This window comes from Virgibacillus sp. LDC1 (assembly GCF_025792345.1).
GTDB lineage: Bacteria > Bacillota > Bacilli > Paenibacillales > Paenibacillaceae > Paenibacillus_AQ > Paenibacillus_AQ lautus.
This window is the reverse complement of record NZ_JAOXLZ010000004.1, coordinates 55,797-81,693: the sequence shown is the minus strand read 5'-3', so window position 1 is coordinate 81,693 and position 25,897 is coordinate 55,797. Positions and strand designations below refer to the sequence as shown.

The window sequence follows — 25,897 nt, the reverse complement described above, 5'->3', positions numbered from 1 at the left end:
AGGCTTTCGCCCATTGCGGAAGATTCCCTACTGCTGCCTCCCGTAGGAGTCTGGGCCGTGTCTCAGTCCCAGTGTGGCCGTTCACCCTCTCAGGTCGGCTACGCATCGTCGCCTTGGTGGGCCGTTACCCCACCAACTAGCTAATGCGCCGCAGGCCCATCCCCAAGTGACAGATTGCTCCGTCTTTCATTATTCCACAATGCTGTGAAATAAATTATCCGGTATTAGCTACCGTTTCCGGTAGTTATCCCAGTCTTGAGGGCAGGTTGCCTACGTGTTACTCACCCGTCCGCCGCTAACCATTAGGAGTGCAAGCACTCCTTCAAGTCCGCTCGACTTGCATGTATTAGGCACGCCGCCAGCGTTCGTCCTGAGCCAGGATCAAACTCTCCAATAAAGTTTGACTTGCTCATTTCTTAACTGACGAGAATTTGTTCAATTCTCTATTTCAACGTCCCACCGAAGTGGTTCGTTTTACTCACTCGTTGTTCAGTTTTCAAAGATCAACTTCTTCGTTACTGGCGAATCTCGTTCGCACCAGCAACTCTTATATCTTATCACATCCACTCGATCATTGCAAGCTTTTTTTTGAATTTGTTTTTCAAATTCATTTTGGCTTGTTGACTCAAGCGTTTGTTTCGACCGTATTTCTTGGCCGGAAATATAATATACCATGCGCGGATCTTGAATGCAAGTCTTTTTTCAAAAGATTTTTTCATAGAATGCTCTCTATCTAATATAGTGTAGCTGACAGAAAAGAAAGAACTCAATGTTTTCTGCTCTTGATGACATGTCTACTTGGTCACTGAATCTCAGATTCGAAACGTCCCGCTTTATGTGCATCCATAGGAGAATGTCTGAGTAAGCTACCAACTTTCCTCAACCGTTCATGAGTCATACGCATCGTTTTTATCTTATCTATCACCCATATCTACATTTCAGAAATAAAAAAGCGAAAGCTCCGGATAGATACCCGAAGCCTTCGCTCTATTTGTTCATTTATTATGAGATAGAATTCCGAAACTATTCGGCACCGAGGAAAGCGTACCGGATCAAGATGATCACAAACAGGATCCACATCAGCCAATGCACCTTAGTATCTGTGCGTCCGATCAACTTGCCGAATACCGCCAGGATGACATAAGCAATGATACCGGCAGAGATGCCGTTAGCGATACCGCCAGTGAAAGGCATCAGGATGATGGTCAAGAATGCCGGGAATGCCTGCATGAAATCATCCCACTCGATATCCCGCACCTGGCTCATCATCAGTACACCGACAATGACAAGCGCTGGAGCTGTAGCAGCCGAAGGAACAACCAGAGCAATCGGAGCCAAGAACAATGCCAGAATAAAGAGTACGCCTGTAGTAACCGCAGTCAAGCCAGTACGTCCACCCTCTGCAACACCGGAAGTACTTTCTACGAAAGCTGTGATTGTACTGGTTCCAAGGAATGCGCCTGCGCTTACGCCGCCAGCATCCACGAGCATCGCTTTACCAAGCTTCTTCTCGCCTTCCTCTTTATTCTTCAGGAGTCCCGCACGACCTGCGGTACCAACCAATGTACCGAACGTATCGAACAATTCAACAAATGTAAAGATGAAGATAACTTCTACAAGACCAATGCCAAGGGCGCCCTTCAAGTCCATCTGACCGACAGCCAGATTATCAAATGAAGGAATCCAGCTTGCAGTGCTCAGACCTGACAGATCGGTTACTCCCATTGGAACACCAATCAGCGTCGTCAGCACGATACCGATAAGCAAAGCGCCCTTCAATTTGAGAACCATCAGGATGGCAATCAGGAACAGGCCGATGATCGCAAGCAGCGTATCCTTGTTCTCAACGAAATTCCCCAGGCCAAGATTGAAGGCACCGCCTGGTACCGGATGAGTAATATCCGTTCCCGGGTTAATGGAAGCCGTCACGATGTTGCCCAGCTTAAGACCAACGATGGTAATGAACAGGCCAATACCGACCGTAATGGCAATCTTTAAGTTGTTCGGTACCGCAGTCAACAGCATTTGGCGGACTTTGGTTACCGTGAGAATAATGAAGACAATACCGGAGATAAATACTGCACCGAGTGCGGCCTGCCAGGTAATCGCTCCGTTCGAGCTTAATACAACTGTCATGAAATATGCGTTCAAACCCATACCAGGCGCCAACGCAACCGGAATGTTAACGAAGAAGCCCATCGCCATCGTCACAAGGCCGGCACCTACTGCAGTAGCGAAAAATACGCCTTCCTGCGGAATACCCGCGCCATCAGGACCCAGGAACAAATTGTTGACCAGCAGGATGTAAGCCATGGTCATAAAGGTCGTCAAGCCTGCGATAATCTCGGTTCTTACATTTGTTCCGTGTTCCTTTAGTTTAAAGAAACGCTCCATTGTAGAGATATCCCCCTTAAAATTAATGACCGGCAACATACAAAAAAAGACCCTAAGGAATAAATCCCCAGGGCCGTCGCTTGAAAAAAGAGCCGCAAAACAATCATTCGCATGCTGCAGGGCAGCATCCTTATCGAATAACCAGCTGCTGCAAGATGGAGCGCTGCTCCATCTTGCAGGCCGATATCTCGAATGCTGGACGAGTCCGCATCATTATATTGCCGCTCTTCTTTTCGTAGCGAGATCATTACGGTGACCTGTAGAGACTCCCGGGCCCATTCCCGGGATTATACGAAAAAGCTCGTTATTTGTAGTTGTCATGTCAGTTTCTACACATATTCTAGGACGAGACGCCCAACCTTGTCAATAACAAAAACGAATATTAAACTTGTCAATTTAAAGAAATGTTCGGAAATTGATATTCCCATGCGCACATGATCACTGAAATCCGTTCGAGAGGCGTTTCATTCGTGATAGTAGCAGACGCGATCGAAGCCGGATTGTTTCCACACGCAGGATGAAATAGGGAGCACTGTGCTCCTTAGGAGAAGCTTATTGCTATTTTACCGACAGCATGATGGGTCTCACTCAATGCGTGGGCATCGTAGAGCCCTTTTTGCGAAAAAGGAAACGTAGCTCCCACAACTGATCTTATCTTTTTTTGCTCCAACAGGTCGGCTATTTCCTGAAGCTGCTGACCATTGGGATCCAGCCATATATTTTTGGCGGTTACGTCATATTCCCTTACCAGCTCTTCATCAAAATCGCTGACAATCGATATGATTCGCCCGGTATGTTTTTTCAGCACTTTAAAGCTATTCTTCTGAACGTCACCGCCCATCGTATCGAACACAACGTCCACATCCGATAATACATCTTCAAATCGGGTCGTGCGATAGTCAATAATCCGATCAGCTCCGAGTGGAGCCAGAAGCTCATGATTACGTTCCCTGGCTGTCGTTATAACGTAAGCTCCCGCTTGTTTGGCAAACTGGATAGCGAACATGCCAACGCCACCTGCGCCTGCGTGGATCAATACCTTCTCTCCTTGAGTCAGTTCACCATGTGTAAAAAGCGCCTGCCAAGCAGTCAGTCCTGCGAGCGGAACGGATGCGGCTTCCTCCCATGAGATAGCAGCAGGCTTCCGCGCCAGCAGGTGATCATCCACCAAAGTATATTCGGCATATGTGCCAAAACGGGTGGTTTCCGGACGGGCAAACACTGCATCTCCCACTTTCCAATCCGTTACCTCGTTCCCAATTTCCGAAATTATCCCGGCAACATCCCATCCCAAAATAATCGGAAACTCCCAATCCATCATTTGTTTTAAATAGCCTTCACGGAGCTTCCAGTCAATTGGATTGATCGAGGTGGCAGCCACTTTGACTAAAACCTGATGAGCTTGCGGTGTTGGCTTAGGTACTTCTCTTTCCTGAAGCTCTTCCTTGCCCCCATAACGATCAATGACGATAGCTTTCATTCTTTTCCTCCTCACAGGTTCAGGTCTTGGTTCTGCCTTAAAGCTCGCTCTTAACAATGCACCCTAACGTATTATTCATCTTATTTCACAAAAGATGCATACAATCCAAACGATTGGCTCCTATCCGTCCATTGGTTAAAGGAAAAAAATTCGTGTGTTACAAGCACACATAAAAAACCTTCAATCCCACAGTGTGGATTTGAAGGTTTTTTGGTTTAGTGCAGCAGTATAAAAACTATTCCCACTCGATCGTTGCTGGTGGTTTGGAAGTCACGTCATACACGATACGGTTGACATTCTCGACTTCGTTCACGATACGTACGGAGATCTTCTCGAGCACATCCCATGGGATACGCGCCCAGTCCGCAGTCATGCCGTCAATGGAGGTTACCGCACGGATACCTACGGTGTAGGAATACGTACGTGCATCACCCATTACGCCGACACTCTTCATGTTCGGAAGTGCCGTGAAATACTGCCAGATCTCGCGATCCAGTCCCGCCTTCGCAATCTCTTCGCGCAGGATGTAGTCGGAATCACGAACGATTTGCAGCTTGTCCTCCGTTACTTCACCCAGTACGCGAATCGCAAGACCCGGGCCAGGGAAAGGTTGACGGTGAACGATCTCATCCGGTAAGCCCAACTCCTCGCCGACTTTACGAACCTCATCCTTAAAGAGTGCTTTGAGCGGCTCGATCAGCGTGAATTTCATGTCTTCAGGCAGCCCGCCGACATTGTGGTGGGATTTGATTGTATGCGCCGTGTCCGTACCGCTCTCAACGATATCGGTATACAGCGTGCCTTGTGCCAGGAATGCAAAATCATCAAACTTGCTGGACTCCTCATCGAATACGTAGATAAACTCGTTGCCGATGATTTTCCGTTTTTTCTCCGGATCGTCTACGCCTTTCAGCTTGGACATGAAGCGTTCCTGAGCGTCAATCTTAACGACCTTCATATCAAACTTGCCGACGAAGGTTTCCATCACGCTCTCGGCCTCGCCCTTGCGCAGCAGTCCATGATCGATGAACATACATGTCAGCTGATCGCCGATGGCCTTGTGAATCAGCATGGCCACAACGGAGGAATCAACGCCGCCGCTCAGCGCGCACAGCACTTTTTGTTCGCCGACGACTTCACGGATTTCGCGAACCTGGTCCTCGATAAAAGTCTCCATGCTCCAGTTGCCTTCGCAACCGCACACTTCGTACAAGAAATTCTTGATCATTTCGTTACCATGGACGGAGTGACGAACCTCCGGATGGAACTGCACAGCGTACAGCTTCTTATCCTCGTTACTCATTGCAGCGATCGGAGCGGATTCCGTTCCTGCATCCAGCTTAAAGCCGGAAGGCAGCGATACCACGTGATCACCGTGACTCATCCATACCGTTTGTTTTTGCTCAATCCCTTTGACAAGTATCGAGTTCGGAGCAAATTCCAATTCGGCTTTTCCGTATTCACGTTTCGAAGCACGTTCTACTTTTCCGTCCAGCTGTTGAGCCATCAACTGCATGCCGTAGCAAATGCCGAAGATCGGCAGTCCCAGATCATAAATGGCGGGGTCCACATGCGGTGCATTCTCGGAATACACGCTGGAAGGACCTCCTGAGAAAACAATGCCGCGCGGGGAAAGTTCTTTAATTTTCTGGGCGGGCGTGTTGTATGGCAGAAGCTCACTATAAACGCCAAGATCGCGAATACGACGTGCTATAAGTTGGTTGTACTGTCCACCGAAGTCCATAACGACGATGATTTCATTAGGCTTATTCATTACCGGGCCTCCCTTGATTAATGAAATTAATTATACGCAACCCTAATTCATACCGTCAAGAAAGAGGGCCCTTTGTTTTCATGCCAGTTTTTTGACAATTCGAATACATTGGCGTAAAAAGAGTACTTTTTCAGTACGGGACCACGGTTCATCATGGTATGCCGCCCGCTCCCAGCGCTGTGCAAACTGCTCCAGCTCCGCCCTGAATTCGGTATCTGCAATCGACAAGGCATTGACGTATTGGCGCATGGTCTGCCCTCTTTCTAACTCTCCAAACCTTCGCTGGAGCTTGTCCCAAACCCAGACCGAGGCCGATACGAGTCCCTCCCGCCCGCTTACTGCTATCGTTCTGGCCATCCTCATGAAGGCCAAACTTTCGCGCACGGTCGGAATTTGATACATAACTGCCACTAGGATGGGAAGAACCAATAAGAGTACGCCCCCAAACATCACAGGACCGATGGCGGCTATCAGAAGGAGTACTTTAACAACTCCGTAAATCATGGAATTCCACAAGCTGTTCCAGTACTTAAGCCCGGCAGAACCGGAATCACCGGCAAGCGGAGGCGTGGACATCTGCCCGAAGCCAAAGCCTGGGGTTGGATCGAACATTACCCAGCCTTGTCCCGGAAAAAAAACCTCAACCCACGCATGCGCATTCTTTTGTGCTACCGCATAGCGGTCAAGAGTACCTGCCACCCGCTCACCCGGTGCAAATCCGGTCACGTAGCGTGCGGGTATGCCCTCGGATCGGAGCAGCACGGTCATGGTCGTAGCAAAATGAACGCAGTACCCTTCCTTCGTATCAAACAAAAAATAATCCGTAAAATCCCTGCCTTCCGGAGGCACGGATGTTTGCAGGGAATAGGTATAGTTCTGCTCCAAATAGGATTCGATAGCTTGCGCCTTTTCATACCTATTCACAGCGTCCAATGTGATCTCCCTTGCTAAATCCCTCACCCTGAAGGGCAGCTGCTCGGGAAGCTGCAGGTACATCTCCTTCAAATATTCGGGATCGTTGTCAGTCGCACTACGGAGTAACTGCTCCTCCGGCTGATGGTATAGAGTTTCTATGGTATAACCGGATACCGCCCTCTCGCCTTGCAAGGATACCGTTTCGGACAGCCTGTCAACGGCAAGCCTCGGTGTACCTCTCTCTTTGGAGAAATGCATCTCCTTCACGCGGGTAATAAGGCCTCCGGACAGCACGGTCTGGATGGGGGTATCTTGTTCAAAAGTCAGTGTCTGGACCAGCCTGTCTCCATTAGGACGCTCCCAATAGGGGAGGATGTCGCTCAGGTCTTCGGATAGCTTGACGGGCTTGCGGATCGAGGGATCTGCATCCCACTTCCGCCCATCATACCGGTTATACGTGTCTCCCCGCCAATAAGTCGGTTCAGGCGATTGTGCGGTAAAATACAACGCATCGTTCAGCGTCAGCGGACCTCCCAAATCTTTTCCCTGGGAAGCGTATCCGGCAACCTGAGAGGCAGGAATCGACGGTTCCGCGTTTCCCCAGATTCGATCCCCCCATCCCGTCAGTCGTTCCGCCATTTCGGATACCGTTAATCCCACACCCGCCGAAGGCTCGCTAAAAACTCCTCCCACTCGGGGAATTCCGGCGATCAAACAGGAAGCAAGCAGCACCACCAGGCTCCAGCGAAGCACTGGCAGCCCGGATAAGCGGCCGGATCGAACAGGCTCGGGGATATCAGTTCCACTATAGGATCCCTCAACGGTTTCCTGCTTCAGCTTAAGAATCAGCATCATACCCTGGGCCAGTAAAATATACAGTACAGCCCGCAGCATATCACGGTATATGCTCTCCTCCATGGCGGATTCCAGCACTGCCAAATAAACCAGCGTCGAACCGCCAAACAACCACACGGTTCGGCGATACAAAGCCAGCATATGGACCGCTGATACCATGATCGCCCAACCGACAAGGAGGATGATGGTTCTCGTCTCCTGGCTTAAGGCAGTAAACTCCCATGCATTTCCGAATACCGAAACGTCACCCGGTAGTATATCCGAAGCATAATCGGTCAGCCATGCCAGCGGACGGCTGTATTCAAACAAACGGGCACACAGCCAAACCACCAGAACGGCGTTCAGCGGCAGCCACACCCAGCCCCGCAACGTAAATAATCCTTGCAGCAGCAAGAATAAAGCCCAGATGAATAAGGTTTGGAGCATAAGATGGCCGCCCATGTCCCCTGCATCCCGAAGCGGCAAGAGCCACTCTGACAGCAGTCCCATAACCGGCAGCGTAATCAATATGCGGTGAAGAAGCGTTCCGTGCGACAATCGGGAGACGAAAATATGGGGGACGCTCCAGGCTCCGGATATCCCGGTCTTCCGATGGCCTCCATCCCTAACGGGCGAGCTTCCCGGTTCGATCATGGCCGGCACCTCCTATCTGCATTGGCTTCCCATTTGTCGGCTTTTCATGCAAATAAACCAGCCTCCCGCCTTTGCTGAAAAACTCTCGTGCCCACTCCGGCTGCGCCTGATTCTCCAATGGACTAACCCATGAGCTTGAATTTCCAGTCGATTTTAGACGCTTTACACTTTGCGTACAGAAGATGGTAACTTTCCTGCTGCCCTCATTGAGCAGGTTGATTGCTGCGACAGCCGCACCCTGATGAAAAACGCCCGTAATAATCGCCCAATCCGTATTCTTTTGCGAGGGAGAAAGAGACTTCTCGAAACTTTGGTTCCGTACTGGATCTTTCCCGGCTAGTTGAACGGAGGCAAGCGGCACCAACGTATTCTGCTGCTCCTTGGATACGCCTTTGCGTTCGATCGATTGGCCCTCTAAACCCGCTCCATCCATACATAATTGATAGGGAATTCTGCATCGAATGAGCCGGGATACAAATCCTGCTGCCGCAGATACCGCGCCTTCAAATGCATCCTCCGGTTTCAAAGCGCCAAGACCTTCATACCCTTGGAGCGATGTATCCAGCACAACCCCCTGCCTTGATCCATAGCCCTCATGCGGCATGAATGATTGCAAGCGTCCGAGCTTCGCGGAATTCTTCCAATGAATCCGGTTCATGGGATCGCCGGGAACATAATCGCGCACGCCTGAACCTCTCATTTCATTCCAAACGTTAAAGCGTATACGTTCATCTTCCATGTCCATATCGCTTCCATGTTTGGGCACCTGGGCCTCCGGCCACTCGGCGGGTCTTGGCAGCACGATCATGCCGCCTGTATCGCTTTGCACACTCCGGCTTGTCCTGAACCAACCGAACATATCGCCCCATTCCACCTCGCTATAGATTGAAGACCAGACTCCGCGGGGAACCTGGTTCAGTCTGTAGGTATACTCGAGCCTTCGCTTCATGCCGGGGAACAACAGCTTGCGATGTTCCCTGCTGCCGATCCGGTCGGTTATGATAAGCCACGGCACGGGCAGAAGGGAACGATAAGTTACTCGAACCGTCATCTGAGCAGAATCCCCCGCCTGTATGCACGAAGGGAAGCTTGTATGCGAAATGGTGATTCGGGTTGGGCCCAGCAAACTCGTCAAAGCCCCGCCAAGCAATAGAATCGTGGATGCCCACCATACAAGCCGCAGCGATTCCCCGCCTAACCAAACATAAAGGCCCAACGAAACGGACCAGATGGCCGCTCCTCTCGACCATTCCAGCAGACGGCGTCTCATGACGGATTTCCCTTCCGGCTGCGCTGGCGCGGCAAATCAAACCTCGTAATGATGGACTCCACCATTTCATAAGGAGTTACGCCGGCAGCGCGTGCCTCATGGGACAGATGAATCCGGTGGGTGAGCACAGATACGGCAACACGTAGACAATCATCAGGGACGACATACATTCGACCTGTCAAAAAAGCAGCTGCCTGTGAAGCGCGGAGCCACGCCAATGTCCCTCTCGGACTAATCCCCAGAGTCACGCCCTGTTGTCTTCGGGAAGCATCGGCCACACTGACCATGTAACGTTTTATGGTGTCATCCACAAATACACGGGAGACCATCTGCTGCATCCGGATGAGCTCGGAACCCATCATGAGCGGTTTCAGATCATCCAATCTGGAACTGCCCATCCCCCGCTCCAGCAGCTCCAATTCACCTTCCATATTGGGATATCCCAGCGATAATTTCATCAAAAAACGATCCAGCTGCGCCTCCGGCAGGCGGCTTGTCCCTTCATATTCATAAGGATTTTGCGTTGCCAGCAGGAAGAAGGGGGCAGGCAGCGGATAGGTATGACCGTCCACGGTGACGCGTCCCTCTTCCATCGCCTCCAGCAGCGCGGATTGTGCCCGCGGCGATGCCCGGTTAATTTCATCGGCCAACACAATATTGGACATCACGGGTCCTGGCCTAAATACGAATTCCCCCGTATGGGGATAATAGACCGATGCCCCTGTAATATCCCCTGGCATCAGATCATACGTAAACTGAATGCGGCTGAAATCACAGCCGATTAACGCAGCCACCGACTTCACCAGCATGGTCTTCCCGACTCCCGGCACATCCTCCAACAGCACATGTCCTCCGGCCAGCAAGGCAATCATCGTTAACGAGATTTGCTCCTCATGTCCTACAATGACACTGCCGATCCGTTGGGTAACCCTCCCCAGAAGCTCGGGTGCCCACTCCGGATGATTTGCTTCTTCAGCATGAACGGATGAACTAAACAAGAACATCAACCTCCAACCTATATTCATAGATTATTAGATAGCGGTAACTTGGAATCTTGAATCTATGAATAGGTTTTCCAAGAAAGCACGAAGATAGACGTCTTTTGCTAGAAAAGGATTGGCCTGCCCCGCATGAATTATATAGGTACGGTCGGCCTTGCCTAAGCACCTGGTTCGGAGAGTTCTTGACGATACTCACCAAACCACGAAAAAGGCCAGCCCGTTGCTACGGCTGGCCTTCAACACCATTCTACTTACATGCTAGCTTTCATCGTTCACATCAGATCATCGCATTAACGATTCACGGCCTTCATCATTTCCAATTCCAAATCCGGTCAAGGATCACCGCAGCCTGAGCACGCGTAAAGTAAGCCTGTGGAGCAAAGCTGCCATTCATGCCGTTCACGATGCCCGAGCCGGCAAGCAGCGCTGCACTCGATTTGGCATACTCAGCAACCTGATCCCCATCAGCAAAAGAATCCAGTGACCCCTGCATTTCCAGCTTCCTGCCGGCTGCCTCCAGAGCACGCTGCGTCATCACCATCATGTCCTGGCGTTTCATCGGCGTGTCGGGCAAGAAACGGTTTCCTCCGACACCTTGAACCAGTCCAAGCTCTGTGGCGATCTGCACGTCTTCGTAATAATATGCCGAAGACGTAACATCTCCGAATGCTGCCTGGCCTTCGCCCGAGCCCTCCAGCTCCAGCGCGCGTACGAGCATAACGAGAAATTGAGCTCGAGTAATCGGGTTCAACGGGTTGAATCTCGTTTCGGTCTCCCCTTGAATCATTCCACGGGATGCCATCGTTTCGATCGCATCGATCGCCCACGGTACATGCTTCAAGTCATGAAACGTCTTGAATGCGGAAGCGACTGCAAACGTGCCGCCATGCGGCAGCGCTGCATGCACGATCCCCTGTTTCGCATCATAGCGGCTGTTTGCAAGAGGCCGGTCTTGCCCGTTGGCATCGATCTTCCTAACAACGATATGATCCGGTTGTGCCAGCTCTTCCTGGGTTGGTGTATAAGGCACCAACCAGAGTAGGCGAGCCTTGCCCGATTTCCAAGACAGGGCCCGATCTCCGGCAAGAACCTCTATCTGGAACACCGGACGATCGCCGATCTTCTCGCGGAGGGCCGCATCCAGATTGCTGCCCGAAGCTTTCGCTAGACGCAGCGTGACGGTTTCTGTATCCGTTACACCGGTTCCCTGAATCAACATGCTTGGCAGTTCCAGCGTGCCAAACTCCGTTTGGAGGATAAGAACTGCCTGCGGATTCCCCAGCAGCCACTTAACCGGCAGCTGAATATCGTAGGACCGGGCTCCTTTTTGAGCCGGGATGTCCACAACCGCTCGCTTCGTCCCCTCTGTCCCAGCTGCCGCCTTCTCCAACGCCTGCTGAAGGAATTGGCTCGAGACAGCAGTGATGATCCGCCCGCCGTTGTTCCGGATTTCAAGTGAAGACCAAGACGTGCTCGGAACCGGACTCGTACTGCTTCCGCCTCCGCCCGTGGTTCCTCCGCTTCCTCCGTTACCGCCGCCGTTATGTTCTCCGCCGTTTCCATTGCCTCCGCCAGGAGCGGAGCTCTTCGTGAATTCCAGCACGCCGAACCTGGACGTGTTCTGATAGGATTGGCCGGTCGGATCCGACCATATGGCCACGCTGTCTCTTGTACCCTGACCGTCTTCATCGTTATTCACCTGCAAATCGAACCCGATGACTGTCCCTTTCTCAGCTTTGATCTTATCCAGGCGGATCGCTGCTTCAACGACATATCCGCCGTCGGTCACCTTCGCTGCGGATGTGAAGTTATCCTCGCCCGCATGACCGCCAAAAGAACGCACATTGTTGAAGTTCATCCGATACTGTCCGTCATCCTCCTGGTAGGCATCCGTCTTTCCATTATTCTGATCCACGAAAATCTCTACCGAATCCTGCTCCCATACGTTGGGACTCGCATCTGATAACAAGCTGTCGCTAATGACGGCATAAACGTACAGGTGATTCTCATCCCAGAGCGTCCGGAATTTAGCGGTCGCGCCGCTGTTACCCTCAACCCATACGCCGGTTGCCAGTTCCCCGGCTTCCTTCCAGATGCCGTCGAGCTCGCCATCCACCTTCGGGGTGCCATAGCGGGCCTGGGCCAAGTTCGGCGCAGCAGCGAGAGTAAGAATGCCGAGTCCGTCTTGATCGCTCTCCTGGGCATGCCTAAGATCGCTCCAGGACACCATTGCCCCATTCTTGCCATGCTCGGAACCGTCATCCGTGCCGGAATCCGTCACTCTGACATCGAAATAAATGTCGTTGCCCAGCGATCCTTCTCCGTTAAGCGGAAGCAGGGCTTCCCCTGTGTAACCTCCCGTGGTCTCTGCCGTGTTGGAGGCTCCACGCTGAATCCGGACTTTTTGCAGGGTACCGTTCACCACTGCGAAGATGTCAACCTGATCTCCCGGGGATATCGATCCGTCTTTCACGTCAACCCTGACATAGATATGGTCCTTGTCCCATAGTGTCTTAAATTCAGCAGATAACGATCCTAGCTGCTCTGTCTTAAGTGCCGAAACCAGATTCCAGGCAAAATCCGGTTGTCCGTCGATGACCGCCTTACCCTCCACAGACGCTCCGGTCTTTCTCACAATCGTTAGCCTGGAAGGATCGACCATTCCCCAATAAGCAGGCTTGGCCTGATATTGCTTGTCAAAAGGAAACGGAGCATCCTGGCGGCCTGTACCCGCGGGACGATCATGCAGCCAGGTGTGGTCGTCTGCAATCCCCCAAATGGTAACATTGCTGATCCAGCCTCCTTCCACACCCGCATCGACGCCCGTTTGGTCCAGCCGCTTCAGCTCTTCAAACAGCTCTTTGTACCGATAACCTTGCTTGTCGAGCAATTCCTGAGGGACGGTCTGGTACGCGTCGGTATTGTTCGTATACACCGAAACGTCCAGCTCGGTAAGCTGATTGTCAAAGCCCGCCTCGCCGAACATCCGGATGGAATCCGAGATTTGCTGGATGGACGGCCCGCTGATATTGATGTGCGTTTGATGGCCCACGCCATCGATCGGAACGCCTTCCGCCTTCAGCTGTTTCACGAGATTCAGCAGATAATCGCGTTTCTTCGGATTGTGCGTGCTGTAATCGTTGATGTACAGCTTGGCCTCGGGACCGGCTGCATCACGTGCCGCATGAAATGCGGTCCGAATATAGTCGAGCCCCGTTATTCGGTACCACTGACTGTCCCGCATGCCATCCGGACGCCCTTCGTCAATGACCTCATTCACGACGTCCCAATCGCGGGCATCGCCCTTGTAGCGGCCGACCACTTCATGGATATAGGCTTCCAGCCTCTGAAGGACGAGCACTTTATTCTCCGGCGTAGCTTCAAGATAATGGCCCTGATCATCCTTCAGCATCCATTCGGCCCCTTGCTGATGCCACAGCAGCGTATGGAACCGGAGGTTCATGCCATGATCCCTGGCATAATCCCTAATCAGATCCGCGTTGGTAAAATTATAGGTTCCTTCGCTTGGATTGAGAGATTCCGGTTTCATCACATTCTCGGCAACGAGCGAGTTGTAATGGTAATCCAAAAGCTCCTTGTGCACGCCGGACAGATGCTTGGGCTCTACCGCTGCCCCGATCTCGAAATAATCCTGATACACATCCTTCAGTGCCGGAATATCCGTCTGAATGGAACCCGGCAGAGCGAGCTTAATGTCATCGACATAGAAATTGGAAAGATCCGAGGTTTCCACATACAGCTTCAATGTTTCCATATCCGAACTGAAACCGAAGGTTCCTCTCAGCTCCACCCACTCCGTACCGCTCGCGGAGGCTGAGGCGACGGTCGTATAGGACGTGTCTGCTGCGCCCGCCGCTTTGTTTTCCATCGAAAGCGATATTTTGACCGCAGCGGCAGGGACCTCCTCAAGCCTGACATAGGCTGAGATTGTATACGTTTTTTGGCGTACCATGATGTCTTTAACATCTTGGCTGGGCCCGTTCCAGTTGTTCGTCCGATCATGGACCTTTAATCCGTAGCCGCCGCTATGGGCTGCTTCTGGCAAAGCTTCTACTGTCTCCGAATCGCGTGGTCCCCAATCCATCGTCGTTCCGTCTTCAAAATCCCATACGACCGTATTCTCTCCCCCCGGAATCTCATTGCCGGGGTCCGGTGCGGGCTCAATCAACCGGACCTTGAATTCGTCCATATAATAAGCGGCGTCCGGACTGCTCGGGCTCTGCAAATATACCTGCAAGGCTGAGGCATTAACATCGTATTTATAATTGCCTTTTACCTCTACCCACCCATCGGCGGATACATCAACCGGAATGCTGAAGTTCACGTATTCCGGCTCGGCTCCGGTTTGCTGCATGGCAAGCTGAAGCTTCTGAGACCCTTGGGTGCCCTCCTTCAAATGGACAAAAGCGGAAATTTCATAGGTAGCTCCCTTGTCCAGCTGATTCGTGGCGGATAGATTAAACCCCGGTCCGTTCCAGTTCGCCGTCCTTCCCTCCGTCAACAAACTCCCTGTCCCTTCATAGGCATAGGTAGCGGAAGTCACCGTCTCCGTTCCCCGCTTAAACCACCCCTCCGTCCCGCCGTCAAAATGATGGTGAATCACAAGATCCTGATCAGCGGGGGGATGGGCCGGTTCAACTGCCGCCGCACTCCAACTAGGCGGTATGAGCAGCATGAACGCGATCAGCATCAGGCTGGTCTTCCTAATGATTGTTCTCTTAGACACGGCATGCTTGCCTCCTCATCGGTTGCATTTATGGTCTGTCCTCTAGCAAAACCTTGGTTATTCTTTTACGCTGCCCACGTTCAATCCGACCACGAAATATTTCTGCAGAAACGGGTATACCACCAGAATGGGAACGGAAGCCACAACCGTTACGGCAGCGCGAATCGAAATCGGCGTTACCATGTTCACCGCAGCGTCCTGCGTCATCCCGGCTCCTGCAGCCACTGCCGGATTGCTGTTCGCGTTCATACTGGATGACAGCAGCTTCATCAGCTCATACTGCAAAGTGCTCAGCTCTTGGCGGGAGGAGGTATAGATGAATGCATCGAACCAGGAGTTCCAAGCCCCCACGGCCACGAAAAGCGCAATGGTTGCCAGCACCGGCTTACACAGCGGGAAGATGATCCGGATGAAGATTTTAAAATCCCCGGCTCCGTCAATTCTTGCCGATTCGACCAAGCTTTCCGGAATCGTTCCGATATACGTCCGGATAACGATCATATTGAATGCGCTGATCATCGACGGGATCACATATACCCAGAATGAATTCAGCAGGTGCAAGTCCTTCATCAGAAAATATCCAGGAATCAAACCGGCGTTAAAGTACATCGTCAGAATAAAGATCAATGTAATCGGCTTGCGGAACACATATTCCCGACGACTCAGCGTATACGCCAGCATCGTGGTCAAGACCAGATTCAGCAGCGTTGAAAGCACCGTTCGTGCCACGGAAATCCAGAACGCATCATATATCGTTCCCGAAGCAAATACCGCCTTGTAATTCTGCCAAGTAAATTCCCTCGGCCAGAGATAGATACCGCCCCGGATCGTATCATTCCCCGCATTCAGGGAAACGACGATCGTGTTCAGGAACGGATATAATGTAACAATGACAAGACCAATCATAAACAAGGTATTGAACGTATTAAAAAGGATCGGCTCTACTCTTTTTTTTCTGACGGATTTAGGCGCTGCGGCAGCAGTTGCTGGCCCAGGGCTGATTGTTTGATTTGCCATTATAGCAGCCTCTCTTCCCCTAGCCGTTTCGCGACTCCGTTTGCAATCAATAACAGCGTCACACTAACGACCGTTTTAAATATACCGGCAGCCGTTGCTAATGAGTAGTTTCCTTGGGCAAGCCCGTACTTCAGCACGAAAATGTCAATCGTTTGCGACCAGTCGACAACAAGACCGTTGCCCAGCAAGTATTGAACCTCGAAGCCTGCTTCCAGAATGTGACCGACCTGCATGATCAACAGAATGATGATCGTTGGCTTAATGCCCGGCAAAGTGACATGGAACATTTTCCGATAGCGGCTTGCCCCGTCCATATCGGCAGCCTCATAAAGCGCCGGGTCGATGGATGCCATCGCAGCCAAATATATAATCGTATTCCAGCCGACTTCTTTCCAAACATGCGACGCCCCGACGATTCCCCAGAAGTATTTGCCTTCACTGAGCCATTGGATCGGCTCCTTGATGAGATGCAGCTTCATAAGGATATCATTGATGATTCCGTTCGAAGCCAAGCTCGTCGCCACAATCCCGGTTACGATGATCCAGGATAGAAAGTGCGGAAGATAGGAGATCGTCTGTACGGTTCTTTTCCAAACCACTTTCTTGATTTCATTCAGTAACAATGCAAGGATAATTGCAGTCGTAAAGCCGAGAATCATATTGATAACACTCATTGCGAGCGTATTGCGAAGCACTTGCAGGAAACTTTCATCCTTAAAAAGAAATTCAAAATGTTTAAATCCTACCCACGTCTGTTCACTAAAGTCTCTAGCCGGCTTGTAGTTCTGGAAAGCCATGGTCCATCCCCAAATAGGAACGTAGGCAAACAAGATGATGTAAGCCATCAGAGGCACCGACATATAGATCAACTGTCTCTGTTCTTTGAGTACGGCCCAGGTGATTTTCTTGTTTGTCTTAGGCTTCCGGACGGCAGAGTCTTTGACAAAGGTCTCTTCCATAAGTTTGTTCTCCCCAAAACCCCATATTTCGTAAACAAGGAAGGCATGAAGCCTTCCCGTTTCCGATTCATGTACCTTCCGTTGCCTTACTTAACAGACCAAGTGTCTCTTCTCCATTGCAGCACTTCATTAATCCGATCTTCATAAGCCTTGATGTTGAGCTTGCGGATTTCAGTGACGTACTCATCCCAGACGCTATCGTATTCTTCTGGTTTAGCAAGAATGGCTTTTGGTAAGTACTTCGTGGACAACTCATTTTGCTTCGTATTCACGATTTTCGCTTCAGATCCGTCTACCAGGTCGACAGACCATGCCGGGTAAGCGATGTCGTTCTCGGGAGCCGGACTGAAGAAGTCGACATAGCTATTGAATCCATATTGGGCGAGGAAGTTCTTGTCATACTCTTTCATGCCTGCCAGAATTTCTTCAGGCTGGGCAGCCGCATCTGTAGCGTTGCCGTCCGAGAATAAACCTTCCATTTTTGGGGCTTGGCCGTAGAAGGAATCGGCTTTATTCGCGAGCTTCCAGGTTGCATCGGTAAACTGATCGCGCTGCTCTTGCGTTTTCATGAATCGGCCATCTTTGACGATGTAATCTTCCCCTTCGATCCCCCAGGCCAAGATTTTTTGCCAATCTTCTTGAATCAGCGTATCCAATAGTTTAATAATTCTGATAGCCTGCTCTTCGGATGCATTGACCGTAATCCCGAACCCGTTATTGAGGTTCAGAGCCGGACGATCTTTGTAATGATCCCGGATGCCTTCATCAAATACAAGCGGAAGACCAACATATGTTCTTTCATCTTTCTTCTGGGTAATCAGCGCGTTTTCTGCGCTTTGGAAGTTCCAGTGCTGGTCAAACATACCAAGAACTGCGCCGCTGGAGATTTTCGCCATATACTGGTCGAAGTTTTGAGTAAACGTTTCTTTGTCGATGATGCCCAGGGTATTCATCTCGTTCAGCTTTTTATAATAGCGTTTGGCATAGTCCTTATCGGCAAAAATTTCCGCCTTGCCGTCTTTAACGACCACACCGCCATCGTTCGGATGACCGATCAAATGCTGAGGAGCATTGAACAGCCCCCAGTTTTTCCAGTCATAGTTCAGAATTTCAAAGCCGATCGTCGGCGTACCGTCGATGGTCGGATGCTTTTCCTTGTATTGTTTAATCAAGTCAAAATATTGATCCAAGGTTTTAACCTCTGGATATCCCGCCTCTGCCAACACGTCCTTCTGAATCCAGAAAGCCGGGCCCGAATACCAAGACGAGCTAACGTCCGCATTCGTTACACCGTAGTTTGGAAGATTGTAAATATGACCGTCATTCGGGTCTTTCATCATGTTCCAGTACTTCTCATAATGCTTCTTCAAGTTTGGCGCATGTTCTTCAATCAAATCCTCGAGCGGGATAAAGGCACCGGCAGCTGTCAGCTTTTGATTCGCTGTCATCATGTCCGGATAATCGCCGCCTGCAATCATAACGCCGAGCTTCTGGTCAATATCGCCTGCCAGGAACTCGAATTTGAAGGATGCTCCTGTCTTTTCCCTGATTAATTTATAAATCTTGTTGTCAGGTGTTGGTTGCTGGTCGGGCTGACCGATAAAAACACTCACCTCAAATGGTTCGATCTTATCCCCGTCCGTCCCGGGTGTTGTTTGTTCTGCGGAGTCCTTTGCTTCCGGCTGGGCCCCGCTATTCCCGTTTCCGCCCCCGCAGCCCGTAAGGACGATGCAAAGCGACAACAGCAACACCGTGCTGAGCCGAAGCCATGATTTTGTCTTACCCCCCATAAAAGCACCTCCGTCATAATGTGGTTACATCGTTGGTCGATACGCCTCTTCATGTAACCTTCCTTTATTGTAAAAGCGCTTTCAAAGGCGGACTATACTATAATTAAAGCATTAACCTTAAAAACTTTAGAACATCCTCTTCTTGAACTCATTCGGTGCCATGCCCCATCTTCTTTCGAAATGCTTAAGGAATTGGTTGTAGTGGGTGTAGCCGACCCTTTCGGCGATTTCGCTGTTCTTCAGCTTGTTCTGCTTCAACAGCGCGGCCGCTTCCTCAATCCGCAAATTATGTATGAGTTCGTTGAAGCCAATCCCATTCTTACGCATCAGTAGCTGGCCGAGATAGACGGGATGCAGATAAAAAAGCTCCGCCAATCGCTTAATGGTCAGATTCTCCCGGTAGTGCTGCCGAATATAATCGTTAATCTCCTGGATTATGCCTTGCGAATGCCGGGCCTGCTCCTTGAGAAGAAGCTCGATGCACTCTTCCCCGAAGCGCAGCAGCTCACCCATCAAGTCGTTCAAATGGAAGGTTCCGTCCGTTAATCCAGCTGCATTGGATTTGGCTGCCAGGATTCGAGCTTCCGCACCTTCCGCCTCCCTCACCAAATCCATGATTTTATACAAAACATGGATCACCATTTTCTTCACGATCCCCGGCGCGATTCGCTGCTCCGCAAACCTGGACGCAGCCAATCCGGCAGCCTCGCGGTATCCCTTCTTGTCGAGGAGTTCCACGGACCTGATGACATCATCCATTAGGTTCGTGGGGTAACGATAATGAAACGGCCGATCCCGTACCTCTTCATATGAAATCATCCCGCCGTACGCCGGATCGTAAAATTGATGCTCGATGGCTTCCTTGGCGGTTTCGTAGCAGCGATGGATATGCACCAGAGACTGCTGGCCTTCTCCTACAGCCATAAACAGCCGCTGTCCTGCATAATGGCGGACCAGCTCGCGGATCGTGCCTGAGGGTACGCTCCCGTTGTCAGGGGAATAACCGTTCACCAAACCAAGCCGGTTCGATTCCAGATCGATGACATACTCCGAATTCGCGTGGGCTGACAAGCGGGCGACGGTTTCCTTGACGTCAGGAAACAAGGCAGACTCTGCTTGGATCAGACATACGTTCCACTCTTGATGGGCGGAGGATAAAACCTGAAGCCTCGACAGGCCGCTAGCCCTAAGCGGCATCTCCAAGAGCGTTTGCATGATCAGCGAAACATCCTCTTCCCTCTTAGCAATCGCGCTCAGGCTTAATCTGCGATGCTCCTGCATCAGCTCAGCATGAATCTTGCCGAGCTCCTCCTCGGCTTCCTCTGCAATAATAGGCTTCAGCATGTAGTGATGGATGCCGTGCCGCAATGCCTTCCTTGCATATTCAAATTCACTGTAGCCGCTCATGATGGCAAATTTCACACCGCTATCCCGGTGATGCTGCTGCCAGGTTTCAATCATATGAAGCCCGTCCATTAGCGGCATGTTTACATCGGTAATGACCAAATCCGGCGCAAGCCCATGAATCATCTTCAAGCCTTCCACTCCGTTGCCCGCGGTTCCGCAGACGCTAAACCCCAAGCGTTCCCAATCGATCCACAGCGCCAGCCCTTCCAGCGCACCCGGTTCGTCATCGATCAACAGCACTTTGAAAGGCATGGTTCTCCCCCTCTCCGCCTTCATGCTCCCGAGACTCCAACAGCCGGATCGGAATCTCGAATGAAACGGTTGTCCCTTGATTCGGGGTGCTGGCAATGTTGAAAATGACATGATCGTCGTAGTACAGCTCCAGCCGCCGATATACGTTTCGAATGCCGAAGCTGTTGCCCGAGAACTGCTCGTTGCGAACCGAGAGAATAATGTCCCGTAGCTTGCCTTGCTCAATGCCCTTACCGCTATCCGTAATGACGATGCGAAGATAATCACGGGCAACTGAAGCGCTTATGGTCACCAGACCCGCTCCATCCATCGCCTGCAGTCCATATTTGCATGCATTCTCAACGAGCGGTTGAATGCTCATTTTCGGAATTTTATAATGAAGCGCTTCCATATCGATGTTGAATTGATATTCGAATTTATCCCGAAAGCGGAATTTTTCGATTTTGAGATACATTTCGATAAATCTGATTTCCTCCTCCACGGAGACCAAATCCTCTCTCCAGCTCAGCAGTCTGCGAAGCAGCTTGGACAAGCTTTTGATAATATCCGTCACGTCCGTGTATCGATTCTTCGTGCAGACCACCAATATCGCATTCAGGGTATTGAACAGGAAATGGGGATTCATCTGGCTCTGCAAAAAGTTCAATTCAGCCCGAACCCGCTCCATCTCCAGGCTTTTCTTCTGAATCTCCAGCTTGTACACATTGTTGATCAGGGAGTTCATCTTCGCTGTCATCTGATTGAAATTCCGGATGAGTCCGCCGATTTCGTCCCGGCCTTCGTCCAGTTCAATCAAGTCGAACTTCTCGTTGCTCACCTTCTGCATATGACGGGACAAACGCTTCACCCGGTAATTGTAGGACCGGAGCATAACGGTAATAAAGACCGCCGCAACCAGCGTAACAACCGCTGCCAATACAACGGTAAACAGCTGCATATCCAGCATGGCGCTCGTAATCCGGCTCCCCCGGTTGATGCCGATCAGCTTCCACCCCTTCACGTACCTGGCCGTTCCGATCGAGAACACATGCCGATCCTCTTCATCGTATTGCTCCAGGTCAAGCTTCGAATATGCGCTGTACTTCCCTCTTTCATAACCGCTGCTGGCCGACATAATAATCTCATTGTTCTCGTTCACCAAATACATATCCAGATAATCGCGTTCCCGTACAATAACGTCATAGATCTTGCTCAGGTCGATGTCGATGCGAAGCAGCTTCTCATAAGTGGAATAGCTATCAAAATAATCCATCTTCTCAATGACGCTTAAATACGGAACCGTCGAAGCCGAATTGCTTGCCTCCGTAGCCCTGTATGCCGCCACCAGCACCGGATGGGCCGAGCTCTTCCACAACGCATACCAGTCGCTCTCGAGCACATTATCGTTGATCACATGATAATTGCCGCCGGACACAATGGTGGAATTTTCGGTGAAGATGCTAATCCGCTGAATCTGGTTGTTAACCGGTATGTAGCTCGTTACCCGATTCCGGAGCTGCTCATCAAAGGTTTCGTAGAAGTCCAGCTGGGACTCATACTCGCGATCGAGCATTTCGTAAAGGGTCTTATCCGTACTCAGCGCATGACTGACAGCCACCCCGCCGTCGATGAAATTATGAATATCCTTCCTAGCCCGCTCCATCGAGATATCGAGGTTCTGCTCCTCTCTCTCCCGGATCAGCTCCGACATCCGATCCATAAAGATGAGGTTGACCACCAGAATAGGCAGCAGTACACCAATGACAAAAATAAGAAAAAATTTAGTTTTCAACGGAATATCGTTGACGAAATTCCCCAGCCTGAACATTCTCTTCATGAAGGCACCCTCCCGGTCTAGCGCTGCTTGCTTTCAACATGATTCTTGTAATTCGAGGGCAGAATCCCGGTTGTCAACTTAAACTTATGGATAAAATAGTCCGCGTTCGGGAACCCGACATGGAGCGCAATCTCGGAAACCTTCATTCCGCTCCGTTTCAGCAGCAGCTTGGCCTCCTCGATCCGCTTGTCATTCAGGTATTCCTTGAACGGCTTGCCAGCATGCTTCTTGAACAGCTGCCCCAAATAGGTGGCGTTCATATGGAAATGTCGTGCCAAATCCTGAAGCTGAAGCCTGCTCCGGTACTCCCGGTCGACATACTGAATCACTTGAAAAATGGTGTTGTGCTCGTTAAGCTTGCTTAACTCTTCCAGCTGCGAAGCGGCCTCAAACGCGAGCAACCGCATATAATTCTTCAACGGCGCTTTATGGCAAGCATCACTCAGATGACCAAGCTTCCTTTGCAGCCGGTTCATGAATAGATCCGGATCTCCATTCATTTCCGCGATTCTTCGACACAGCTTCAATTCCAGATCGGCCACATCGGCTTGAAAAGCCCTCAGGTGGAGGAGATGATCGGGCATGCCCGTAAAAATCCGCGCCAAGCATGACTCGATGGACGCATGCTCCCCCGCCATAATCATGGAAAGCAATTCGTCCATCCATCCGCAGGGAAGTCCCCGGAGCCGCTCCGCTCCTCTCGGTTCTTGGCAACAAAACACGCCGCTTCGGCCTTGGCTTCGCTTATCGTCGCGCACCTCCGCGCTTTGCCTGTAAAGCTTTCCGATCGCCTGGATTCCCTCCCCTGTGCCGCTTAACGCCACGATAACCGGCCCTTCAAGCTCCCGGGCCAGAGCAGACTGCAACTGCAGCGCAGTCTCCATGACCTCATCCGGAGTCGAATGCTCGACATGCAGCACCACTCCGATGCTCCCGCTATTGTCTTGGAAGCATCCCAGTAAGCTCGGGGGCCCGTAATCGGTCATCCATTCGATCCAATCCACTCCCGTTTCAGTAATCCCTGTTTCAATCAATAGGCACTGCAGCAGCGGCTCGCCCTGGATTTGCATCGCATTGCTGGCTTGCTCGGCCAAATCAGGACTCAACTCTTCCCGAATGAGCCGGTTCAACAAATAATGGACGGCAAGGCCGGCTTTCTTCCGGTAGCTGCGTTCAGCGTCTCGTTCGTCCTGGATCTCATGGCTGAGCTTGGCAAGCACTGCCTCGATCTCCTCGTCATCAATCGGTTTCAGCAAATACTCGGCGACCCGTTGGCGCATGGCTTGATGCGCGTATCCAAAATCATCATATCCGCTCAAAATAACGAATTTCGGAGGAAGAGGCAGTATCCGTTTGCTGTGCTCAATCAATTCCAGGCCGTTCAGGACTGGCATGTGGATATCCGTCATCACCAGCTCGGGCTTCAACTGTTCCATTAACTTTAGCGCTTCCGGAGCGCTCAGGGCTTCTCCGCATATTTGAAATCCAAACCGGTTCCAATCGATCATGGTTCGAAGTCCTTCCAGAACCCATGGTTCATCGTCCACCAGAAGTACATTGAACAATACCCTCGTCCCCCTTCATGATATGTTAGATGTAAGCGTACTCATTTTACCTTATACTACCATACTAGTATATCTGTGAGAATATACTGCAGCTCCTCTGCTTTATATTGGTATCCTGGTCAGAACACAAATAACCCGTAAGCGGGGGTCCTTATACAAGAACTCCGCTTACGGGCTGCTTAAGCTCGCCTACCCCTTAATTCCGGATAAAGTAACGCCTTCGATAATGTATTTCTGTCCGATGATATACACGATGAGGACCGGGATCAGTGCAATGGATGCCCCGGCCATCATGAGCGTCCAATCCGTGGCATACATGCCCCGGTACAAATTCAGCATCATCGGCACGGTAAACTTATCCGTACTGCTGAGAAAAATCAGTGGGTTAAAGAAGTTGTTCCACATCCCGAGGAAGGTAAAAATCCCGAGTGCCGATAAAGCCGGTTTGATTAGAGGTATCATGATCCGGGCGTAGATCGTCCAGCGATTCGCGCCGTCCACGATGGCCGCCTCTTCCATTTCCTTCGGAATGCCTCTGAAGAATTGCCGGAGCAGAAATACCCCGAAGGCGTTCAGCAGCGCGGAAGGGACGATAATCGCCAGATGCGTATCCAGCCATCCGATATTTTTCATGATCAGATAAAGCGGAATAATGGTCACTTGTCCCGGCACCATCATCGTTGCCAGAAACAGAATGAACAGCGGCTCCCGGAACGGGAACGTGATTTTGGCAAAAGCATAAGCCGCCATGGAGCAGGTAATCAGCTGTGAAACCACGACGATGATATTGATGTAGAAGCTGTTGAAATACGCACGCCCGAACGGCAGCGCCGTCAGCGAATCCTTATAATTGGACCAGATGAACGGGTCCGGAATCCATTTGGGCGGCACGACGAATACTTGCGACAAATCCTTGAGCGAGCTGAGCACCATCCATACAAACGGCAGCGCCATCATGCAGGCGCCTATGATCAGCACGATATGCAGCACCACGGTGGACATCCTCAATCCCCGATGTATCATTCATGTTCCCTCCTTCCTAAAGGTTCGACCATCAGTCTTCGTAATGCACCCACCGCTTGGACATTTTCATCTGGAACAAGGTGAGCGACAGAATCATCACGAACAGGATGACCGCCGACGCCGTGCTCTTGCCAAAGGTAAAGTCCGCAAAGGCGGTCTCGTAGATGTGATAGACAAGCGTATAACTCGCCTTCGCCGGCCCGCCGGAGGTCATGACAAACGACTGGTCGAACACCTGAAAGGAACCGATGATGGACATGATCGTTACGAAAAAGGTCGTCGGGGACAGCAGCGGTATCGTAATATGGATCAGCTGCTGCCATTTGCCGGCGCCGTCAATCTCGGCTGCCTCGTAATAACTTCTTGATATGCCCTGGAGCCCGGCAAGGAACAGGACCATGTTGCCTCCCAGCCCCATCCAGACGCTCAGCAGGGCAATCGAAGGCATCACGTACCTGGAATCCGTCAGCCAAGAGGGGCCCGTTATCCCGAACCACTGCTGCAGGTACATGTTAATAAGGCCGAAGTCGGCGTTGAACAGCCACATAAACACAACCGCGACGGCAACGGACATCGTAATGTTCGGCATGAAGTAGATCAGCCGGTACAGAATCTTCCCGCGGACCCGGTTCAAGCCTACCGCTACCAGCATGGCGAGAACGATGCCTGTCGGTACCGACAGAATCGTGTAATACACCGTGTTCACCAGTGCGATGTGGAACTCCTCATCCTGAAGCTGGGACACGAAATTTTGGAGACCGATAAACTTCTTGGCTCCCATGCCGTCCCAGTTCATCATGCTGATGACAAAAGCCGAGATGAGAGGGACCAATGAAAAAGCGATCAAGCCGATCATCTGGGGAAAGATAAAAAAGTAGCCCCATAAACCGTCGGACGTCTTGCTCTTTAAGGTTGTTCTCCTCTCCGGAATCCGCTCCGGAGAAGGAGCGGCTCCGGAGCTTCCTGCAGGCTGCGTGTTCATTTCATCTCACCGTTCCT

15 protein-coding genes, 1 rRNA gene and 1 riboswitch are annotated in these 25,897 nt (G+C 51.1%); all 16 genes read right to left on the bottom strand.

Annotated features, from left to right (window positions below):
- Window positions 1-397 (bottom strand): 16S ribosomal RNA (locus tag OHJ21_RS24710); the annotation flags it as partial.
- A gap of 626 nt (window positions 398-1,023) precedes the next feature.
- A complete protein-coding gene (locus OHJ21_RS24705; RefSeq protein ID WP_100540230.1) occupies window positions 1,024-2,394 on the bottom strand; it encodes an NCS2 family permease in 1,371 nt (456 codons plus the stop codon).
- A 216-nt stretch (window positions 2,395-2,610) separates the two neighbouring features.
- A riboswitch (purine riboswitch) is annotated at window positions 2,611-2,709 on the bottom strand.
- A gap of 226 nt (window positions 2,710-2,935) precedes the next feature.
- Window positions 2,936-3,874, bottom strand: a complete 939-nt coding sequence (locus OHJ21_RS24700) for an NADP-dependent oxidoreductase (RefSeq protein WP_486021416.1) — start codon at window positions 3,872-3,874, stop codon at window positions 2,936-2,938.
- A 235-nt stretch (window positions 3,875-4,109) separates the two neighbouring features.
- Complete coding sequence (guaA, locus tag OHJ21_RS24695; RefSeq protein WP_100540228.1) at window positions 4,110-5,648, bottom strand: glutamine-hydrolyzing GMP synthase; 1,539 nt, start codon at window positions 5,646-5,648, stop codon at window positions 4,110-4,112.
- Between the two features lie 78 nt (window positions 5,649-5,726).
- Complete coding sequence (locus OHJ21_RS24690) at window positions 5,727-8,051, bottom strand: transglutaminase TgpA family protein (RefSeq protein ID WP_486021415.1); 2,325 nt, start codon at window positions 8,049-8,051, stop codon at window positions 5,727-5,729.
- Window positions 8,023-9,321 (bottom strand): DUF58 domain-containing protein, encoded by a 1,299-nt coding sequence (locus tag OHJ21_RS24685; protein WP_486021414.1) that lies wholly within the window; start codon window positions 9,319-9,321, stop codon window positions 8,023-8,025. The genes OHJ21_RS24690 and OHJ21_RS24685 overlap by 29 nt, the downstream gene beginning before the upstream one ends.
- On the bottom strand, window positions 9,318-10,325 hold the full coding sequence (locus OHJ21_RS24680) for an AAA family ATPase (RefSeq protein WP_326119870.1): 1,008 nt from the start codon (window positions 10,323-10,325) through the stop codon (window positions 9,318-9,320). Before OHJ21_RS24680 ends, OHJ21_RS24685 begins: the two co-directional genes overlap by 4 nt.
- A 307-nt stretch (window positions 10,326-10,632) precedes the next feature.
- On the bottom strand, window positions 10,633-15,069 hold the full coding sequence (locus OHJ21_RS24675) for an endo-1,4-beta-xylanase (protein ID WP_486021413.1): 4,437 nt from the start codon (window positions 15,067-15,069) through the stop codon (window positions 10,633-10,635).
- A 57-nt stretch (window positions 15,070-15,126) separates the two neighbouring features.
- Window positions 15,127-16,086, bottom strand: a complete 960-nt coding sequence (locus OHJ21_RS24670) for a carbohydrate ABC transporter permease (protein WP_100540223.1) — start codon at window positions 16,084-16,086, stop codon at window positions 15,127-15,129.
- Complete coding sequence (locus tag OHJ21_RS24665) at window positions 16,086-17,045, bottom strand: ABC transporter permease (protein WP_100540222.1); 960 nt, start codon at window positions 17,043-17,045, stop codon at window positions 16,086-16,088. Before OHJ21_RS24665 ends, OHJ21_RS24670 begins: the two co-directional genes overlap by 1 nt.
- A gap of 86 nt (window positions 17,046-17,131) precedes the next feature.
- Window positions 17,132-18,835 (bottom strand): extracellular solute-binding protein, encoded by a 1,704-nt coding sequence (locus OHJ21_RS24660; protein ID WP_100540221.1) that lies wholly within the window; start codon window positions 18,833-18,835, stop codon window positions 17,132-17,134.
- A gap of 126 nt (window positions 18,836-18,961) precedes the next feature.
- Window positions 18,962-20,494 (bottom strand): response regulator, encoded by a 1,533-nt coding sequence (locus tag OHJ21_RS24655; RefSeq protein ID WP_486021412.1) that lies wholly within the window; start codon window positions 20,492-20,494, stop codon window positions 18,962-18,964.
- Complete coding sequence (locus tag OHJ21_RS24650; protein WP_326119873.1) at window positions 20,466-22,310, bottom strand: sensor histidine kinase; 1,845 nt, start codon at window positions 22,308-22,310, stop codon at window positions 20,466-20,468. The genes OHJ21_RS24655 and OHJ21_RS24650 overlap by 29 nt, the downstream gene beginning before the upstream one ends.
- Window positions 22,311-22,327: 17 nt before the next feature.
- Complete coding sequence (locus OHJ21_RS24645; RefSeq protein WP_100540218.1) at window positions 22,328-23,875, bottom strand: helix-turn-helix domain-containing protein; 1,548 nt, start codon at window positions 23,873-23,875, stop codon at window positions 22,328-22,330.
- A gap of 189 nt (window positions 23,876-24,064) precedes the next feature.
- Window positions 24,065-24,898, bottom strand: a complete 834-nt coding sequence (locus tag OHJ21_RS24640) for a carbohydrate ABC transporter permease (protein WP_326111926.1) — start codon at window positions 24,896-24,898, stop codon at window positions 24,065-24,067.
- 31 nt (window positions 24,899-24,929) lie between these two features.
- Window positions 24,930-25,880 (bottom strand): carbohydrate ABC transporter permease, encoded by a 951-nt coding sequence (locus tag OHJ21_RS24635; RefSeq protein ID WP_113059341.1) that lies wholly within the window; start codon window positions 25,878-25,880, stop codon window positions 24,930-24,932.
- Window positions 25,881-25,897 lie beyond the last annotated feature (17 nt).